Source organism: Saccharopolyspora gregorii, assembly GCF_024734405.1.
GTDB lineage: Bacteria > Actinomycetota > Actinomycetes > Mycobacteriales > Pseudonocardiaceae > Saccharopolyspora_C > Saccharopolyspora_C gregorii.
This window is the reverse complement of record NZ_CP059556.1, coordinates 3,715,561-3,732,517: the sequence shown is the minus strand read 5'-3', so window position 1 is coordinate 3,732,517 and position 16,957 is coordinate 3,715,561. Positions and strand designations below refer to the sequence as shown.

Genomic DNA, 16,957 nt, shown 5'->3' with positions numbered 1-16,957 from the left:
TGCGGAGGGAACGGCGCGGACGGGACGCGAGCGGCGTGCTCAGCGACAGGCCGCGCTGGCGACGCGCAGCAGGTCCACGTGCCGTCGGCGGGCGCCCCGGAAGCCGGGGCCGCGCACGGTGTCCCGCATCGGTTCCTCCCTCGCCGGGCGGTGGCGAGCCGGGCGGAGCCGGGATTCTCGCTGACCGCACCGAGAACTCTACGTTCGCCGCGCCCCGTCGCGCCAAGATCGCACCGTGGTGGCCACGATGCGGGACACCGCAGGTGGTGGGTCCCGCTCAGGCGTCAGAGTTCGGCGAACCGCGGCACCAGGTGCTCGGCGACGACCTCCGCCTCCGCGGCCAGCGGCCACCCGGCGAGGATCAGGTCGGTGAGCCCGGTGCGTTCCCGTACGTCCGCGACGACCCCCGCGATCCGGTCCGGAGTTCCGACGAAGTACACCGCCGACGAACCGGTCGCGAAGATGTCCAGCGGCGACCAGGCGGTGATGCCCGCGTACAACCCGTCCCCGATGACCAGGTCCGCCGGTTCCGGGATCCGCCCCGCCAGCAGCGAATCCACCCAGCCCTGCCGCTGCGCGTCGCGGGCGGTGAACGTGGCGAGGTCCTGCCTGCCGTGGGTGCGCCTGCGCACGGCCCGGTCCAGCACCTCGGTGATCCGCTCGACGCCGGTCTCCTCGAACAGGGAGCGGAACCGCTCCAGCGCCGCCGCCTCGGTGCGGCGGGTGATGACGCCGGCCAGCGCCCCGAACCCGGTCAGCTCGCGGCGCTGCGCGGCGGCGGAGGCGCGGGCCGCGTCGAACTTCTCCCGCAGGAAAGCGGGATCGCGCATCATCGTCAGGTACGTGTCGAGCACGTGCCCCGAGTTCTCCAGCCCTGCGGCCGAATCACCCGCGCCCCAGATCGGCACCCCGTCCGGCCGGGTGGGTTCCAGGCGCAGCGGCGTGTTCGGGAAGTTCGACTCGGCGCCTTCGGCGTAGAGCTCCCGGAACCGCTTCCAGTAGTCCCGGCCGAGCTCGTAGCGTTCGTCGTGCTCGGTGTCCATGTCGTAGCGGGCGAGGATGTTGTCCCGCCCGTTCACCGCGTTGATCAGCAACCGGCCACCGCTGAACGCGTCGAAGGCGAGCGCCTTCTCGGCCAGCAGCCGCGCCGGGATCATCCGGGCGTAGACGGCGACGAGAAACTTCATCCGCCGGGTCTGCGCGGCGGCGAAACCGGCCGAGACGAACGGGTCGTTCGGCCAGGTCGCCACCAGCGCCCCGTGGAAACCGCCGCGGTCGATGGTGCGGGCCAGTTCCGCGTAGCGGTCCGCGTCGAACGGGTGCAGCCCGCCCGGGCTCCACGGGTACCGCCCGTCGGCGGGGGTGAGGTACCACAGCGTCCGGACGCCCACGGTCATCGCCGCCCGGTCGGCGCGAGGTCGATGCGGGCACCGGCGCGCAGGTCCGCGGGTTCCACTGCGGCGAGCGCGTCGAGGAACGCGGGTACGAACGTGCCCGGCCCGCCGCTGCGCGGTTCGGCGCGTTCGGCGGCGATCGCGAAGTGCGCGTGCGCGGCGACCAGCGCGGTGAGCGGATCGGGTGCCACGGCGAGGTAGGCGGCGCTGAGAGCACCGAGGGAACATCCGGTGGCGGTGACCTTCGGCAGCAGCGCGCTGCCGCCGTGCACCCGGACGGTGGTGATCTCGCCGGTCGCGGTGCGCCCGGTGATGTGGTCGACGGGCCCGGAGGCCGACACCACGTCGGTGCTCGCCAGCAGGGCACGCGCGGCGGGCACCGACTCGGCCGCGTCGGAGGCGCTGTCCACCCCGCGCCCGGAACCGGCCGTCCCGGCCAGCGCGGTGATCTCAAATGCGTTGCCGCGGATCGCGGTCGGGTGGTGGGCCAGCAGGCCGCCCGCGAGCTCGGTGCGCCACGGGAGCCCGCCGACGCCCACCGGGTCCAGCACCCACGGGTGCCCGGCGGCGCGCGCGGACTCGGCGGCGGCGGTGAACGCGGCGGCCTGCTCGTCGTGCGGAGTGCCCAGGTTGATCAGGACCGCGTCGGCGATGCGGGCGAACCCGCCCGCCTCGTGCGGGTCGTCGATGACGGCGTTGGTGGCGCCCGCGGCGAGCAGCACGTTGGTGAGCAGGTTCGCCGACACCAGGTTCGTCAGCGACTGCACCAGCGGGGTGCGTTCGCGCAGCAGCGCCAAGGCGTCGGCGGCCGCGGTGGCGTCCGGGAAGGGCTGGGTCATGGATTCGGTCCTCGTCGAGGTGGCGGCTGGGTGCGGGGGCGGTGGCCCGGACATCGCCGCACGGGCGCGCTCACGTGCCGGACCTCGTCACCGGCAGCGACGAGTCGGCCGTCCACCGCCTCCCGCACCCCGATCCGCGAAGCGCTCGCGCTGCTCGAACACGACGGCCTGCTGGAACGCGCGGTGCGCGGCTACCGAGTTCGGGCCGGGCGCCCGGAAGCCGTGGTGGAGATCTACGAGGCGCGGCTCGCCCTCGAATCCGAGGCCGCCGCCACCGCCGCGCTGCGCCACACCGACCTGGACATCGCCCGCCTGGAACACCACCACCGGCAGTGCTGCGGCTCCGCCGCGGACGACGAGGTGCGCGCCGGGAACTTCCGGTTCCACGAGGCGTTGTGGGAGGCCGGGCACAACGCCACCATCACCGGGCTGCTGGTCAAGCTCACCGCCCAGCTGCGGATCTACGACAGCGGGCCGCCGCGCGCCTACGGCGACTTCGACACGCTCAACACCGAGCACGAGCGGATCCTGCGCGCGCTGCGCGACCGGTCCCCGGACGACGCCCGCGCCGCGATGCGGGCGCACCTGCAGCGCAGCCTGGAGCAGCGCATCCGCCTCACCCTGGAGGCATGAACGCGGAACGGCCCGCGGTGCGTGGTGCGCCGCGGGCCGTTCCGGTGCGCGGCGGTTCCCCGCCGCGGCCGATCAGTCGGTGGCCTCCTGCTCGTCGGTGTCGACGGCGGAGTTCGCCAGGTGCCGCTCACCGGAGCGAGCGCCCCAGAAGTAGATCAGCAGCGCGACGACGGCGACCAGCGCGCTGTCCAGCGGTGCCGGGATCAGCTCGGTACCGCCGAAACCGCCCAGCGCCGAGATCGCGAACAGCACCACCAGGTACGTGACCAGCCACGCGCTCTGCCGCAGCTGCGCGAAGAACACCCCGCGGTACTTGGTGACCAGCGCGAACAGCGGCACCGCGAGCACCGCCAGCGGCAGCACCACGCTCAGCTTCTCCCACTGCGACCAGTAGATGATCTCGGCGGAGACCACGAAGCTCAGCGGCGTGATCCAGCGCATCCCCGGCACCCAGCCGGACACCGCGTCCGGGCGAGCCCGGCGGAACGCGGCCGCCGACACCGCGGCCACCGAGTAGTTCAGCAGGAACAGGTTGCCCGCCACGCCGATGATGTCCTGCCAGCCGTCGAACGGGGCGAGCAGGATCAGCGCCAGCGTGAAGTTCACCAGCAGCGCCGCGCGCGGCACCCCGGACCCGGCGTGCACCTCGGTGACCCGCTTCGGCAGCACGCCGTTGCGCGCCATCGCGTAGGTGACGCGGCTGTTGCCCGCGATGCCCACCAGCAGCGCCCCGCCGGGGGAGATCACGGCGTCGGCGTAGAGCAGCGCGGCCAGCCAGCCCAGGTTCAGCAGCAGCGCGAGCTCGCCGAACGGGGAGCTGAAGTCGATGCCGTGCCAGCCGCCGGCGAGCGCGCTCTCCGGCACCGCGTAGAGGAACGCCACCTGCAGGCCCAGGTACAGCAGCACCGCCAGGCCGATCGCGGTGAGCACCGCGCGCGGGATGTCCCGGCGCGGGTCGCGGGCCTCGGCGGCCAAGTCGATCGTCGGCGCGAAACCGTTGATGGTGTAGATGATCCCGGCGGTGGCGACCGCGCTCAGCGCCGCCGTCCAGCCGTACGGCGCGAACCCGCCGCCCGCGGCGACCGGATCGCCGCCCTGGGAGAACCCGGAGGCCAGCAGCGCGGCCAGCGTGATCACCGGAACGCCGAACTTGATGGCGGTGAGCACGAAGTTGACCCGCGCGAACAACCGGACACCGAACCAGTTCAGCAGCATCACCAGCGCCAGCAGCCCGGCGGAGAGCACCAGGCCGGGGGCGGTCAGCGCGCCGCCCTCGTAGAGCCACGGCAGGTAGTGGCTGGCGTACTGGGTGATCGCGGAGGCTTCAGCCGCGGTGGCGCTGCTGGTGGCCAGCAGCACCGACCACCCGACGATCCCGGCGGTCAGCGGGCCGTTGGACAGGAACGGCCACCGCACGATGCCGCCCGCCACCGGCCGGCTCGCGCCGAGTTCGATGAGCACCAGCGCGATGAGGGTGAAGGCGGCGCCGCCGACCAGCCAGGACAGCAGCGAGGCGGGACCGGCCGCCTGTGCGGCGTACTGGGCGCCGAACAGCCAGCCGGAGCCCATGATGCCGCTGAACCCGATCGCGGTCAGGCTCCAGAAGCCGAGCTCCTTGCGCAGGCGGGGAGTGTTCGCCGAACCGTCCGATGTGGACGTGATGTCGGCGGGTGGTGCTGGGCTGTTCATGGTGGTTCTCGGCTTCCCGGGGTCAACGGCGGACGCGCGCGGGCACCCGATGTGCGGGGCGCGTCACGGGGAGAATCGGTCCGCGGCGGCGATGTCCGCGGGACCCGAGCACTTCCTGATCAAGTGCGTGATCGTTTGTACCCGAGCGGGCGGGGCCCCGCAAAACCCGCCCGGAGCCCCGGAAAGCGCTGGCGGCGGCACTTCGCGGGCGTACCACATCGTGGGAAGGTTCGTTCCGGGTTCGGCGCGGAACCGGCCGCGAACCGGGCGAAGCGGACGGGTCAGGCCGCGGTGACCGCCGGGAGTTCGGGGTGGACGGTGACCCGCAGGTCGCCGCGACCGATCTCCAGCACCTGGCGGTAGGGCAGCAGCGACCACTCCGCTTCCGCGGACGGCAGCCCGCTGGAGCCGACCACGACCCGGTCCGCGGTCGCGTGGTAGCGCAGCCGGAAGAAGTCCGGGCCGCGGCGCTTGCTCACCTCCGACCGCGGGTCCTCCTCGGAGTACGCGTACAGCGCCTCTTCGGTCAGCAGCAGGCAGTTCAGGCTCGCGAATTCGGTGGCACGAGCCCGGATCCGCGCGGCCGCCAGCGAGATCGCCGTCGCCGGGTCGTGCTCGCGCAGCAGCGCGCGCAGCAGCAGGAAGTAGCGCTCCGAATCGGTGTTGCCCGCCGCGCTGGCCAGCAGCTCCGCCGGGATCACCGGGTCCAGCGCGTCCCTCGGGGCGAAGAAACCGTTGTGCGCGAAGGCGATTCCCGGACCGACGAACGGGTGCGTGTTCTGCGGCGCCACCGGGGAGCCCGAGCTGGCGAGCCGGATGTGCAGCAGCCCCGAATCCAGTTCGGTGCGCGTCGTCGCCGCGAACCGGGCCGAGTCGTGGGCGGCCGCGACGTCGCGCACCACCGCCGCCTCGTCGCCCGCCCAGGACGCGATTCCCCAGCCGTCCGCGTGTTCCCGCGACAAATCCAGGAATTCAGGGATTTCCTCCGCCAGCAGGTCGCCGAGCGCCGCGGGCTCGCGGGCGACGACACCGAGCAAACGGCACATGGCTACTCCCTGGGGGCGGAACGGGCGGGGGCGGGCGTCGGGAAATCCCTCACCGGGAATCCCGTCTCCTGGGAGTGAAACTACGCCATTCGCCGATCACCGGTCGCCGTGCGGTGCGCCGCACGGCCCGGCGTGAGCGTGGTCACGTCGTCGGCCGCGCGGCGGAGGTGCCCCGGCGTGGCCGCCCGGTGCTCCCGGGCGGATGTCGCCCGCCCGCCGCCGCTGGGCACGCCCGGTCCTGCGGTGCGCCGCGCGGCGGGTTTCGGCGCACCGACGGCGCGAATCCGTTGCGGCGCGGTGGAAATCTCGCCGCGGGGGCGTTCCGATCATCGGTTGTGGCGACATCGCCGCAGGTGACAGCCTCGTGTTCGTTCCGAAGGGGAGTAGCCCGCAAGCCCGCTGTCGACATGCTGAGAACCCCGCGTTCTCCGGCGGCGGCGCCCGGTCCAGGCCGGGTGGGCGAGACCTTCGGCCAGCCGTCGCACCGCCTGGCCGAGACCCCCTGGACGTCACGGCGAGGCGCCACCGCCGAGGAAGGAACCCTCCCCGTGTTCGTCAAGCTGCTGCGCCCGATCGGGCTGTGCGTCGCGCTTACCGCGCCCGCGCTCGTCGTGCGCGCCACCGGAGCGGCTCCGGCGCCGCTGCTCGGGCTGCTGCTGTTCGGCATGGCCGTCGTCGCCGCCTCGTTCGTGCTCGCCTGGGCCACCGAGGCCGCGCAGGTCGACATCTCCGGTGGCCTGGCGATCGCGATCCTCGCCGTGATCGCCGTGCTTCCCGAGTACGCCGTCGACCTGTACTTCGCCCACACCGCCGGGTCGAACCCCGAGTACGTCGCCTACGCGGCCGCGAACATGACCGGCTCGAACCGGTTGCTGCTGGGCCTCGGCTGGTCCTCGGTGGTGCTGATCGGGCTCGCCGTCGCGAAGAGGCGGACCGGCGCCACGGTGCGCGAGCTGACCCTGGACTCGCCGTACCGGGTGGAGCTCGGGTTCCTGGCCATCGCCTCGGTCGTCGCGTTCGTCGTGCCCGCCACCGGGCAGATCTCGCTGCCGCTGGGCTTCGCGCTGCTCGGGTTCTTCGCGTTCTACCTGTGGAAGGTCTCCCGCGCCGAGGTCGGGGAACCGGACCTGGTCGGCCCGGCCGCCACCATCGGGCGGTTGCCGAAGCGGCCGCGCCGCACGCTGGTGGTGCTGCTGTTCGTCTTCGCCGCCGCGGTCATCCTCGCCTGCGCCGAACCGTTCGCGCACAACCTGATCGCGGCGGGCACGGAGCTCGGCATCGACCGGTTCCTGCTGGTGCAGTGGCTGGCGCCGCTTGCCTCGGAGGCGCCGGAGTTCATCGTGGCGATCCTGTTCGCGGTCCGCGGCAAGGGCGACGACGCGATCGGCACCCTCATCTCCAGCAAGGTGAACCAGTGGACGCTGCTCGTCGGCAGCCTCCCGTTGGCCTACCTCGCCGGTGGCGGGGGAACGGCGCTGCACCTGGACGCCCGGCAGGTCGAGGAGTTCCTGCTCACCGCCACCCAGACGCTGCTGGGCGTGGCCGCGCTGCTGGCGCTGCGGTTCCCCCGCTGGGCCGCGTGGACGCTGCTGGGACTGTTCGCCGCCCAGTTCGCGCTGCCTGGTCAGACGGCGCGCTACGTGCTGTGCGCGGTGTACGCGGTGCTCGCCATCGCCGCGCTGATCCGCAACCGGCACCACGTCCTGCCGACCCTCGCGGCCCCGTTCCGGCGCAGCACCGAGGACGAGCAGACCCCGCAACCCATCACCACCGCCACCTGACGCCCGAAGCGGCCCGCCCGACCCCGAGCAGCAGGTCGTGCAGTTTCTTGTCAGCGGCGAAGCCGCTGAGCGGAGACCACGCACGCACCCGGACCACCAGCGGGTTCTCAGCGGTTTCCTCGCGAGGACAGCGTTTTCTCATGTGGCGGAGCCACCTGTGAAAACGATCCCGCAGCGAGGAAACCGCTGAGGTTCCGCCACCGGAGAACTACGAAACGGGATCAGACTCCAGAACGCAGAGTTTCCGCGATGCGGGCCGCTGAGGTGCCGATCCCGGTCGGACCTCCCAGCACCGCGGCCGCCACCACCGGTGCCGCCGCGGGCTGCCTGCGCAGCGCCGACTCCTGGTAGCGGTAGCAGCCGTCGTGCCACACGAGGATCCCGGACAGCCAGTTCCGCAGTTCCTCCACGTAGCCGAGCAGCACTTCGCGGGCCGCGTCGTCCAGGTCGAACTGCTCGAACAGCGCGGGCAGCTCCTCGGCCACCACGTGCTGGAACTGGCTCATCCGCGCGTTCATCAGGTCCACCACGACCCGCACCGCGCGGTCCTTGTCGCAGTCCAGGAAGTTCTGCACCACCAGGATGCAGTTGTGCAGCTCGCCCTCGTACTCGATCTCCTTCTGGTACGAGAACACGTCGTTGAGCAGGCACGCGTAGTCCGCCGCCGCGTTCTCGATGGACCGCAGCGTCCGCGTGCGATAGATCTCCGGCGGCACCACGTTGCCGTGCGAGAGGCGGCACAGGCTCATCGTGAGGTCCGAGCCGAACGTGCGGCGGCGCATCTCGATGTAGTCCACCGGGTCGGGGATCCGGTTCTGCAGCTGGTTGCCCAGCTCCCACAGCCAGCTGTCGATCATCACCACGATGGTGCGGCGGAACGTGCGGCGCGCGTCGGTGCCCATCGGCGCGGTGGTGCGCCGCCACAGGTCGAGCAGCGACACCTCCAGCGCGTTCGCCGGCTCCGGCACCGGCTCGTCCTCGACCGGCATGAACAGCGGCAGCCGCTCGGTGCACGCCTTCGCCGACGCGTAGTCGCCGGTGCGGCCGAACACCACCGGGTAGAAGTCGTCGCCGTAGGTGCCCCAGGCCAGCCAGTCGGTGCTGAGCTCCAGCTGCTCGGCGCTGGCGTCCGGGTGGATGCCGGAGGCGCACAGCGCCAGGTCGAAGTCCCGGATCAGCTGCTCGGTCCACACCGAGCCCTCCAGCAGGCCCATCCGGTGCGCCCACTCCACGGTGTGCTCGCGGGCGTGGTCCAGGTGCGGACTGGACTTCGCGGTGAACGGCATGTCCATCGCCTGGCGGGGGACCGGGCCCACCGGCTGGTACGGCTGGTGCCGGAACGACCGGGCGCGCTGCGGTGCGGTGCGCAGCAGCGAGGTGGCGATGTGCGCGGCGGAGGTGCCGAGCCCCGTCGGCCCGGACAGCCCGTTCGCCGGGATCGGGTCGTCGCGGGTCTCGCCGTTCATGTAGCGGCTGGAGCGCAGGTGCCACTCGTGCCCGCCGGACTGCCAGTCTTGCAGGCCCTTCACGTAGGCGAACACCCCGGCGCGCGCGGCCGGATCGACCTGGTGCTCCTCGAACAGCGCGGGCACCTCGGTGAGCGCGGTGTGCTCGAACTGGTGCAGCCGCGAGGTCAGCAGGTCGTTCACCGCCTCGGCGGCGTCCTGGGTGGAGCAGTCCAGGAACCGCTCGAACACGAGCACCCCGTTGGACAGCTCGCCCTCGTCGAGCACTTCGCGCTCGTAGGAGAACAGGTCGTTGCGCAGGTGCACCGCGTCGGAGAACGTGTCGCGCAGCACCTCCATCGGCCGGGTCGCGGCGATCTCCGCGGGCACCTCGGCGTTCACCGCGTGCTCCACCAGGTTCGCCGACCAGGGGGCGCCGCCGACCTTGCGCCGCATCTCGACGTACTCGATGGGGTTGGACAGCCGGCCGCGGTTGATGTTGTGCAGTTCCCACAGCGATTCGTCGAGCAGGTTGCGGGTGCTCTCCACGAACCGGCGCCGCCAATCCGCCGACCGCGCGGGCACGGTCCGGTTCCACAGGTCGGCGAGGCCGCCCTCGACCGGGTTGCGCGGCGTCTCGGTGATGGGGCCCTCGATCGGCATGAACAGCGCCAGCCGGTCCAGGTGCTCCTGGGCGGCGGCCATGTCGTGGGTGCGCTTGTAGAGCTCCAGGAAGTGGTCGTCGAAGTAGAAGACCCACACGTACCAGTCGGTCACCAGGTCCAGCTCGGGTCCGGGCGCGTCGGGGTGGGTGTAGGCGCACAGCAGCGCGTAATCGTGCGCGTCGAAGTCCTGCTCGTCCCAGATCGGGATGCCCTGCTGCGGGACGTCGATCATGTCCTGCTGGTAGGCCCATTCCTTGGTGTGGCGGCGGGCGCGCTCCAGGTGCGGGTTCAGCCTCGCCGGGTGAGCCACGTAGAACTCGGGCAGCTGGAACGGTTGCACGTGCGCACCTGTCCTTACTCCGCCGGGGCGGCGGTGGTCGGCTGGGGCCGTCGGATGCGCCGTCCGGCCCAGGGGTGGTCCCGGTGGAGCAGGCAACCAGGTTTCGATCACCGGGCCAAGATCGCGCCGGGAGGTGCACTCGATCGAGAGGGAACGCCTCACCCGACCAGCCCAAGGACCCGGGCCGGGATTCGTCGCGCACCGTCAGGTCCTTGGTCTGATCGGGTGGCGGTTCAGCGGTCGGTCTCCGGCGCGGGAGCGGTCGGTGGTGCGGTGTACCTGGCCAGCCGGGCGGCGAGCTCGGCGAGGGTGTGGTCGTAGACCTCCCACAGGTCGAGGTGGACGTGGTGCCTGCTGCGCAGCTGCAGCTCCAGCTCGGCGATCTCGACCGGGTCGAGTTCGAGGTGGTCGCGGATCCGGTCCTCCGGGTGGCGGGCGGACGGGGCGAAGCAGAGGTCGCTCAGGATCGCCTGGGCGCGGGCCAGGTCCTCGCCGCTCATCGCGCCACCGGGGCCGCGGCCGTGCACAGCGGGATGCGCATCGTCTTCTCCTGGATCTCCGCGGGAGCGGGGGAGTGCGGGGGCGCCTGCGCGCCGCCGACGGGAATGCGTTGCGGCGCAGGGAAATCCGCGCGGCCGGGTCCGCGGATCGGTTCCGCGGCTCAGGTCCCTGGATCGGGGCGACCAGCGCGCCGACGATCGACCGCCGGAAGGCGCGGCCGAGCATGGCAGCGCCCTCCGGCGCCGGGCAAGGAAGATCCGCGACGGCTACCCGTTGGAGGGAGGTGCACCGCGCTCGCGGGGGCGGCGCCGCCCACCCCGATCGACCGACGGTGATCGCGAACGAGCCGATGATCACTCGACGCGGGGACGCAGGAAAACGCTTTCGGTGGTCGTCATCGCAGGTCCCGCTCGTCCATGATGGATCGATCCCGACCCATCCCCTCCGCCGGGGCCGTCCCCGGCCGAGGAGGTCCGGGCCCCGCGGTCGATCGAGCGGATCTCCGCCGACCGCGAGCCGGCGCAACGACGCGCCCGCTGCCGGAACAACCGCGATCCCACCCCGGGACCGGGGTCACTGATCGCTCCTCGAACACGCCGGCGCCGCGCCCCGGACTCCCCTCCGGTCCGGCCGCTCCGGCGTCGGCGGGAGCAGCGGTGGAACAGCGAAGGAGTCGAGTCGATGCGTGCTCAAGAGCAACCGGAACTCCAGCGGATCCCCGGCCGAGGCGGTGCGGAACCCGGGCAGGGCTGGGGCGGCCTGCGGGCCGCGCTGGCGCACCCGGACCGGGACACGGCCGATGCGGCCTTCACCCGGCTCGCCCGCCAGCTGCTCGACCCGGCCGCCGTCGGGCCCGCCGACCTGATCGGGCCGATGGAGGTCCTCACCGGACCGCCGCACCCCAACCGGCCGCGGGTGGCGCTGCTGCTGGGGCTGCTCGCCGGGGAGGACGCGACCCGCTCCTACCTGCCCGGTCAGATCAGGGACGTGTTCACCGAACGTCTCGCCGCACCGCTGCGGCTGCTGGAACGACCCGACACCGAGCAGTGCCTGCGCACCGCGGTCCTCTACCTGCTGGCGCACTTCCCGGCGCACCGGGACCGGATCCTGCCGGTGGTGGCGCGCGTCGCCGACGAGCACGAACTGGCCCGCGTCCGGCGCTGCCTGACCGTGCCGGACCTCGACGATCCCGCCTGCGCCGCCGGGATCGGGCGCGCGTGGCCGTCCCCGGAGTTCTGGGCGCGGCTCTCGCCGAGCCCCGGTCCCGCGCGGACCGGGGCGGAACTCGCGGACCTGTGGGACGCGGAGACCGCGGCGCTGCTCGCGTACCAGGGCGCCCGCGCGGAACACCAGGTGCAGCAGGAGATCGGCTGGCCGGAGCTGCCCGATCCCCCCGAGTTCACCGGCACCGTCCGGCCCGGCGCGTACCGGCGCCTGCTGGAGCACGACTCGACGGCGGGACGCCACGCCGAACTGCTGCGCCCCGCCTCCGCCACGGTGCCCGGCGCCAACTGGGGCGGGACCGTGTCGGTCCGCGACGAGGACGCCTACCTGCGGCGCAACCTGCGCCCCGCACCGGGCCCGGTGCTCGACGTGGCGTGCGGCGCGGGCCGCTGGACCCGGGTCCTGGCCGAACAGGTCGGCCCGGAACGCGTCCTCGGCCTGGACTCGGCGGCGGCGGTGCTGGAGGTCGCGCGGTTCGCGGTGCCCGGGGTGCTGTTCACCGAGGGGGACGCGCGCGCGTTGCCGTTCCCCGACGGGTTCCTCGGCGCCGCGAACTGCTCCGACGCGCTGCACGTGCTGCCGGAACCGCGCCGGGTGATCGCCGAGGTCTCCCGCTGCCTGCACCCGGCGGGGACGTTCACCGCCACCACCTACCGGCGCGGCACCCGCTCGTTCCAACGCCACTTCCAGCGCTGCCACGAACGGGTATTCGGCCTGCGCTCCTTCGAACCGGAGGAGCTGGCGGTCGCCTTCGACGAAGCGGGCCTGGACGTGGTCGACTCCAGCGGCCCGGGCACCTTCCTCTTCCTCACCACCAGAAAACGAGCGTGACGGGCCGGCAACGACGGAAGCCGCCGTGCGGACGCGCACGAGGCGGTGCGTGCCCGGCCCCCGGGGGCGCGCGGGTTCGCGCGCCCCCGGGGTGCTTCAGTCGTCGAGGAGGTCCTCGATGGTGATGGGGATGTGGCGGACGCGGGTGCCGGTGGCGTTGTAGATCGCGTTGGCGATCGCGGCGGCCAGGCCGACGGTGCCGATCTCCCCGACGCCCTTCGCCCCCACCGGGTTGTGCAGCGTGTCCGGGTGCTCGATGAACTGCACGTCGATGTCGGGGATGTCCGCGTGCACCGGCAGCAGGTACCCGGCGAAGTCGCCGTTGGCGATGCGGCCGTTCGGCTCGACCTCCATCGCCTCGTGCAGCGCCGCCGAGACGCCCCAGATCATGCCGCCGCTGAGCTGGCTGCGGGCCGCCTTCTCGTTGACGATCCGGCCCGCGTCGAACACCCCGAGCAGCCGGGACACCCGCGCCTCCCGGGTCCAGCGGTGCACCCGGACCTCGCAGAACTGGGCGCCGAAGGAGCTGAACGAGTGCTTGGTCAGCTCCTCACCGGGCGCGGTGGAGCCGGTCGCCGACAGGGAGTCGCGGCCCACCGCCCGCAGCAGCTCGCCGAACGGCATGCTCCGCCCGTCGGCGAACACCTGCCCGTCCGCGTAGGTGACCTCGGACCCCTCGAACGGCGCTCCGGGCGCGGCCGCCAGTTCCAGCAGCGAGTCGAGCACCGTGGACGCGGCGAGCATCACCGAGGAGCCCGCGCTGGCGGTCGCCGTGGAGCCGCCGGACATGCCGCCCGCCGGGAGCGAGGAGTCGCCCAGCTTCGGCGTCACCCGTTCCGGCGCGATGTCCAGCGTCTCCGCGCCCACCAGGGAGAGCACCGTCAGCAGCCCGGTGCCCGGGTCGGCGCCGCTGGTGGCGACCTCCGCCCTGCCGTCCGCGCCGAGCGTGACCCGTACCGAGGCGGGGAAGCGCAGCGCCGGGAACATGGCGGTGGCGGTGCCGAGCCCGACCAGCCAGTCGCCGTCGGTGCGCCCGTTCGGGGTGCGCTGGTCCCAGCCGAACCGCTGCGCGCCGATCCGGAAGCAGTCGTCGAGGTACTTCGCCGACCACTGCAGGTCCTTGCCGGGCGGCGCGATCGAGTTGTTCCGCAGCCGCAGCTCGATCGGGTCCATCCGCAGCGCCACCGCGAGCTCGTCCATCGCGCTCTCCAGCGCGAACGACCCGGGGGCTTCGCCGGGGGCGCGCATGAACGTGGTGGGCGGCAGGTTCAGCGGCACCATCTTCTGCCGCAGCGACAGGTTGGGCGTGGCGTACCACTCGCGGGAGGTGCCGTGCGAGGTCGGTTCCACGAACGAGCGGTCCGCGCCGGTGCTGCACCACGAGTCGTGCCGCACCGCGACGAGCGTCCCGTCCGCGTCGGCGCCGAGCGAGACCTCCTGCACGGTGGCGGCGCGGCCCGCGGTGGCGGTGAACACCTGCTCGCGGGTCAGCGACGCCTTCACCGGCCTGCCGAGGTCGCGGGACGCGGCCGCCGCGAGGAACGCGGGCGCCGAGGTGCGGCCCTTGCCGCCGAACGCGCCCCCGACGTACGGGTTCACCGCGTGCACGCGGGACATCTCGACCCCGAGCGCCATCGACAGCTCCGCGGCCTGCATGTCCGACGCCTGGGTTCCACTGTGGATGGTCAGTCCGGTGGAATCCCAGTGCGCCACGGCCGAATGCGGTTCCATCGGTGCGTGGTTCTGCGGCGCGGTCGAGTAGGTCTCGGACACCACCACGGTGCTGGCGGCGAGTGCGTCCTCGATGGACTCGACGCCGTCGGCGAGGATGTCCAGGGACGGCCCGCCGCCGTGGCCGGAGGTCGGCGCGTCCTCGGCGGTCGCGAGCCCGTCCGCCAGCGAGGTCAGCGCGGGCCGCTCGTGGTACTCGACCTCGACGAGCAGCGCGGCGTCGCGCGCCTGCTCGAAGGTCGCGGCGACCACGAACCCGATCGGCTGCCCGTAGTAGGCGACCTCCTTGTCCTGCAGCGGAACCCAGGTGTTGCCGAACGCGGGCAGCGTCGGCGTCCCCAGCTCCAGCGGGTCGAACGGCGAATACGCGGCGAGCACCCCGTCGGCGGCGCGGGCCGCGGTGAGGTCCATCGACGCGATCTCGCCGTGCGCGACAGTGCTGAGCACCAGGTATCCGTAGGCCATGCCGGGCAGGTTGTGGTCCACCCCGTACTTGGCCCGGCCGGTGGCCTTGACCGGCCCGTCGAGTCGGCTGGTCATCAGCGGTTCCCCTCGGTCAGTTCGAGCAGCGCGCGGATCACGGTCCGCTTCAGCAGGGCCGGTTTGAAGCCGTTCGCGCCCCGCGTCCGGGCGCCCTCGCCCGCAGCCCCGGCGGCGTGCTCGAAGGACTCCTCGGTGGCGGGTGCGCCGCGCAGCGCCTCTTCGACGGCGTGCAGCCGCCACGGCACGGTGGCCACGCCACCGACCGCCACCCGGGCGTCCGCGATGCGGCCGTCCCGCACGTCCAGCGCGACGGCGGCCGAGCACAGCGCGAACTCGTAGGACTGCCGGTCGCGCACCTTGACGTAGGTGGAGTTCGCGGCCCAGTCCAGGCGCGGGACCACGACCTCGGTGATCAGTTCGCCCGGCCGCAGGTCGTTCTCGACGTCGGGGGTGTCGCCGGGCAGCCGGTAGAACTCGGCGAGCGGCACGGTGCGCGCGCCCTCGGAGCTCAGCAGCCGCACCTCGGCGTCGAGCGCGGTGAACGCGACCGCCACGTCGCTGGCGTGGGTGGCCAGGCAGGAGTCGCTGGTGCCGAGCACCGCGTGCATCCGGTTCGCCCCGTCCAGCGCGGGGCAGCCGCTGCCGGGTTCGCGCTTGTTGCAGGGCATCGCGACGTCGCGGAAGTAGGTGCAGCGGGTCCGCTGCAGCAGGTTCCCGCCGATGCTGGCCATGTTCCGCAGCTGCTGGGACGCGCTGAGCAGCAGTGCCCGGGAGATCATCGGGTAGACGCCCGGGTGCGCCGCGACGTCGCTCATCCGCTCCAGCGCGCCGATCCGCAGCCCGTCCGCGGCGTCGAGGCCGCGCAGCGGCAGCTCGTTGATGTCCTGCACCCGCTGCGGGGTGAGCACGTCGAGCTTCATCAGGTCGACCAGCGTCGTGCCGCCCGCCAGGTAGGTGGCCGGCTCCGCGGTGGCCGCTTCGACGGAGGCAGGGGTGGTGAGCTCAAACTGTCGCATCGGTGCCCTTAGCTTGGTCGATCGCGGCGATGATGTTCGGGTAGGCCGAGCAGCGGCACAGGTTGCCGGACATGAACTCGCGGACGTCGGTGACGTCCTGGTCGATGGCCGCCTGGGCCGACATGATCTGCCCGGAGGTGCAGAACCCGCACTGCATGGCGTCCTGGTCGACGAACGCCTGCTGCAACGGGGTCAGCTCTTCGCCTTCGGCCAGACCCTCCACAGTGGTCACCGGTGCTTTCACCGCGGCCGCGAGGGTGAGGCAGGAGAGCACGGGGCGGCCGTCGACGTGCACGGTGCACGCACCGCACTGGCCGCGGTCGCAACCCTTCTTGGGGCCGGTGATGTCGAGCCGTTCGCGCAGCGCGTCCAGCAGCGTCACGCCGGGTTCGGCGTCGAGCTGCTCCTGGCTGCCGTTGACTTCGAGTGAGATGTGCAAAGGAACTCTTTCTCCGCTGGAACCGCGCCCCGGAGCCGGGCGGCATGATGTGGTGGGGTGGTGGCCACGTCGCGCACGACGCCGCGCCGGGAACCGGATAAAAATCCGCTGTCCTCATCGAGGCTAGCGGATTAGTATCCGGTCGGCAAACATGCCTAGGCGCGGTCTTTTCACGCAGGTCAGGAGGCTCTCGGGGGCAGAGCGGAAGGGGAGGGAACGATGAGCACGGGTGCGGTGAACCACCGGCGCGCCGACACGCGGCGCAACCACGAGCTGATCCTCGCGGCCGCCGCCGAATCGCTGACGAGCTGCGGCGAGGTGTCGTTCAACGCGATCGCCAAGCACGCCGGAGTCGGTGTCGGCACCGTCTACCGCCACTTCCCGGCCCCGGAGGACCTCATCCTCGCCGTCTACCAGCGGGAGGTGCGGCACTTGGTCGAGGTGGTGCCCAGCCTGCTGGAGAACCACCCGCCGGAGCAGGCGTTCCGGGTGTGGACCACCGACCACCTGGCGCACTACATGATGACCAAGCGCGGCCTCGCGAACGCGCTCAGCGCCGCCACCGCCGCCCGCGGCGAGCTGCCCAAGACCGCGCACGAAGCGCTGGTCGGCTCGGTGGCGACGCTGCTCGCCGCCAACGTCGAAGCCGGGACCGTCCGCGCCGGCCTCGACCCGGAGGTGGTGCTGCGCGGCCTCGGCGGCCTCCTCTTCCTCGACCAGCGCGGCCCCTGGCGCGCCCAGACCGAAGCCCTCATCGACCTCCTCTGGCGCGGGATGTCCCGCTGCTGCGGGCGGTGATCCGAGGCTCGCGCCGAGCTCCGGGACGCTCTCGCGAGTGCTCCGCGCGCGGCGTTCCGGCGCGGCGGGAGGTTTGGTGCGGCGGCCGAGAGGGCATGCGGA

The 16,957-nt window shown here is 72.7% G+C and carries 14 protein-coding genes; 4 read left to right on the top strand and 10 right to left on the bottom strand.

Annotated elements, in window-relative coordinates:
* Positions 1–39 precede the first annotated feature (39 nt).
* The 3 genes from H1226_RS28350 to thiM form a co-directional block, all read right to left on the bottom strand.
* On the bottom strand, positions 40–129 hold the full coding sequence (locus H1226_RS28350; protein ID WP_344928209.1) for a putative leader peptide: 90 nt from the start codon (positions 127–129) through the stop codon (positions 40–42).
* A gap of 155 nt (positions 130–284) precedes the next feature.
* Positions 285–1,397, bottom strand: coding sequence for an LLM class flavin-dependent oxidoreductase (locus H1226_RS16235; RefSeq protein WP_258341480.1), 1,113 nt, complete (start codon positions 1,395–1,397; stop codon positions 285–287).
* On the bottom strand, positions 1,394–2,233 hold the full coding sequence (gene thiM, locus H1226_RS16230; RefSeq protein ID WP_258341479.1) for a hydroxyethylthiazole kinase: 840 nt from the start codon (positions 2,231–2,233) through the stop codon (positions 1,394–1,396). Before thiM ends, H1226_RS16235 begins: the two co-directional genes overlap by 4 nt.
* A gap of 30 nt (positions 2,234–2,263) precedes the next feature.
* On the opposite strand from thiM, the gene H1226_RS16225 reads away from it, so the two are divergent.
* On the top strand, positions 2,264–2,866 hold the full coding sequence (locus tag H1226_RS16225; RefSeq protein ID WP_258341478.1) for a GntR family transcriptional regulator: 603 nt from the start codon (positions 2,264–2,266) through the stop codon (positions 2,864–2,866).
* A 72-nt stretch (positions 2,867–2,938) separates the two neighbouring features.
* On the opposite strand, the gene H1226_RS16220 is transcribed toward H1226_RS16225, so the two are convergent.
* Both H1226_RS16220 and H1226_RS16215 read right to left on the bottom strand, forming a co-directional pair.
* Positions 2,939–4,555, bottom strand: a complete 1,617-nt coding sequence (locus H1226_RS16220) for an APC family permease (protein WP_258341477.1) — start codon at positions 4,553–4,555, stop codon at positions 2,939–2,941.
* Positions 4,556–4,836: 281 nt separating this feature from the next.
* The gene (locus tag H1226_RS16215) at positions 4,837–5,601 is read right to left on the bottom strand and encodes a class II glutamine amidotransferase (protein ID WP_258341476.1); all 765 of its coding nucleotides are present in this window, start codon (positions 5,599–5,601) and stop codon (positions 4,837–4,839) included.
* 548 nt (positions 5,602–6,149) lie between these two features.
* Between H1226_RS16215 and H1226_RS16210 the strand changes: the two genes are divergently transcribed.
* Positions 6,150–7,382: a sodium:proton exchanger gene (locus H1226_RS16210; protein ID WP_258341475.1), complete on the top strand. Its 1,233-nt coding sequence runs from the start codon at positions 6,150–6,152 to the stop codon at positions 7,380–7,382.
* 221 nt (positions 7,383–7,603) lie between these two features.
* On the opposite strand, the gene H1226_RS16205 is transcribed toward H1226_RS16210, so the two are convergent.
* The gene (locus H1226_RS16205) at positions 7,604–9,832 is read right to left on the bottom strand and encodes a terpene synthase family protein (protein ID WP_258341474.1); all 2,229 of its coding nucleotides are present in this window, start codon (positions 9,830–9,832) and stop codon (positions 7,604–7,606) included.
* A 233-nt stretch (positions 9,833–10,065) separates the two neighbouring features.
* Positions 10,066–10,332, bottom strand: coding sequence for an acyl carrier protein (locus tag H1226_RS16200; RefSeq protein WP_258341473.1), 267 nt, complete (start codon positions 10,330–10,332; stop codon positions 10,066–10,068).
* Positions 10,333–11,014: 682 nt separating this feature from the next.
* Here H1226_RS16200 and H1226_RS16195 point away from each other — a divergent pair.
* Positions 11,015–12,388 (top strand): class I SAM-dependent methyltransferase, encoded by a 1,374-nt coding sequence (locus tag H1226_RS16195; RefSeq protein ID WP_258341472.1) that lies wholly within the window; start codon positions 11,015–11,017, stop codon positions 12,386–12,388.
* 96 nt (positions 12,389–12,484) lie between these two features.
* On the opposite strand, the gene H1226_RS16190 is transcribed toward H1226_RS16195, so the two are convergent.
* The 3 genes from H1226_RS16190 to H1226_RS16180 are packed head-to-tail and all read right to left on the bottom strand — an operon-like array spanning position 12,485 to position 16,057.
* Positions 12,485–14,659, bottom strand: a complete 2,175-nt coding sequence (locus tag H1226_RS16190; RefSeq protein WP_258341471.1) for a xanthine dehydrogenase family protein molybdopterin-binding subunit — start codon at positions 14,657–14,659, stop codon at positions 12,485–12,487.
* Positions 14,659–15,618: an FAD binding domain-containing protein gene (locus H1226_RS16185; protein WP_258341470.1), complete on the bottom strand. Its 960-nt coding sequence runs from the start codon at positions 15,616–15,618 to the stop codon at positions 14,659–14,661. Before H1226_RS16185 ends, H1226_RS16190 begins: the two co-directional genes overlap by 1 nt.
* Complete coding sequence (locus H1226_RS16180; protein WP_258341469.1) at positions 15,605–16,057, bottom strand: (2Fe-2S)-binding protein; 453 nt, start codon at positions 16,055–16,057, stop codon at positions 15,605–15,607. The genes H1226_RS16185 and H1226_RS16180 overlap by 14 nt, the downstream gene beginning before the upstream one ends.
* 219 nt (positions 16,058–16,276) lie before the next feature.
* On the opposite strand from H1226_RS16180, the gene H1226_RS16175 reads away from it, so the two are divergent.
* On the top strand, positions 16,277–16,855 hold the full coding sequence (locus tag H1226_RS16175) for a TetR/AcrR family transcriptional regulator (RefSeq protein WP_224957777.1): 579 nt from the start codon (positions 16,277–16,279) through the stop codon (positions 16,853–16,855).
* The last annotated feature ends 102 nt before the right edge of the window (positions 16,856–16,957 follow it).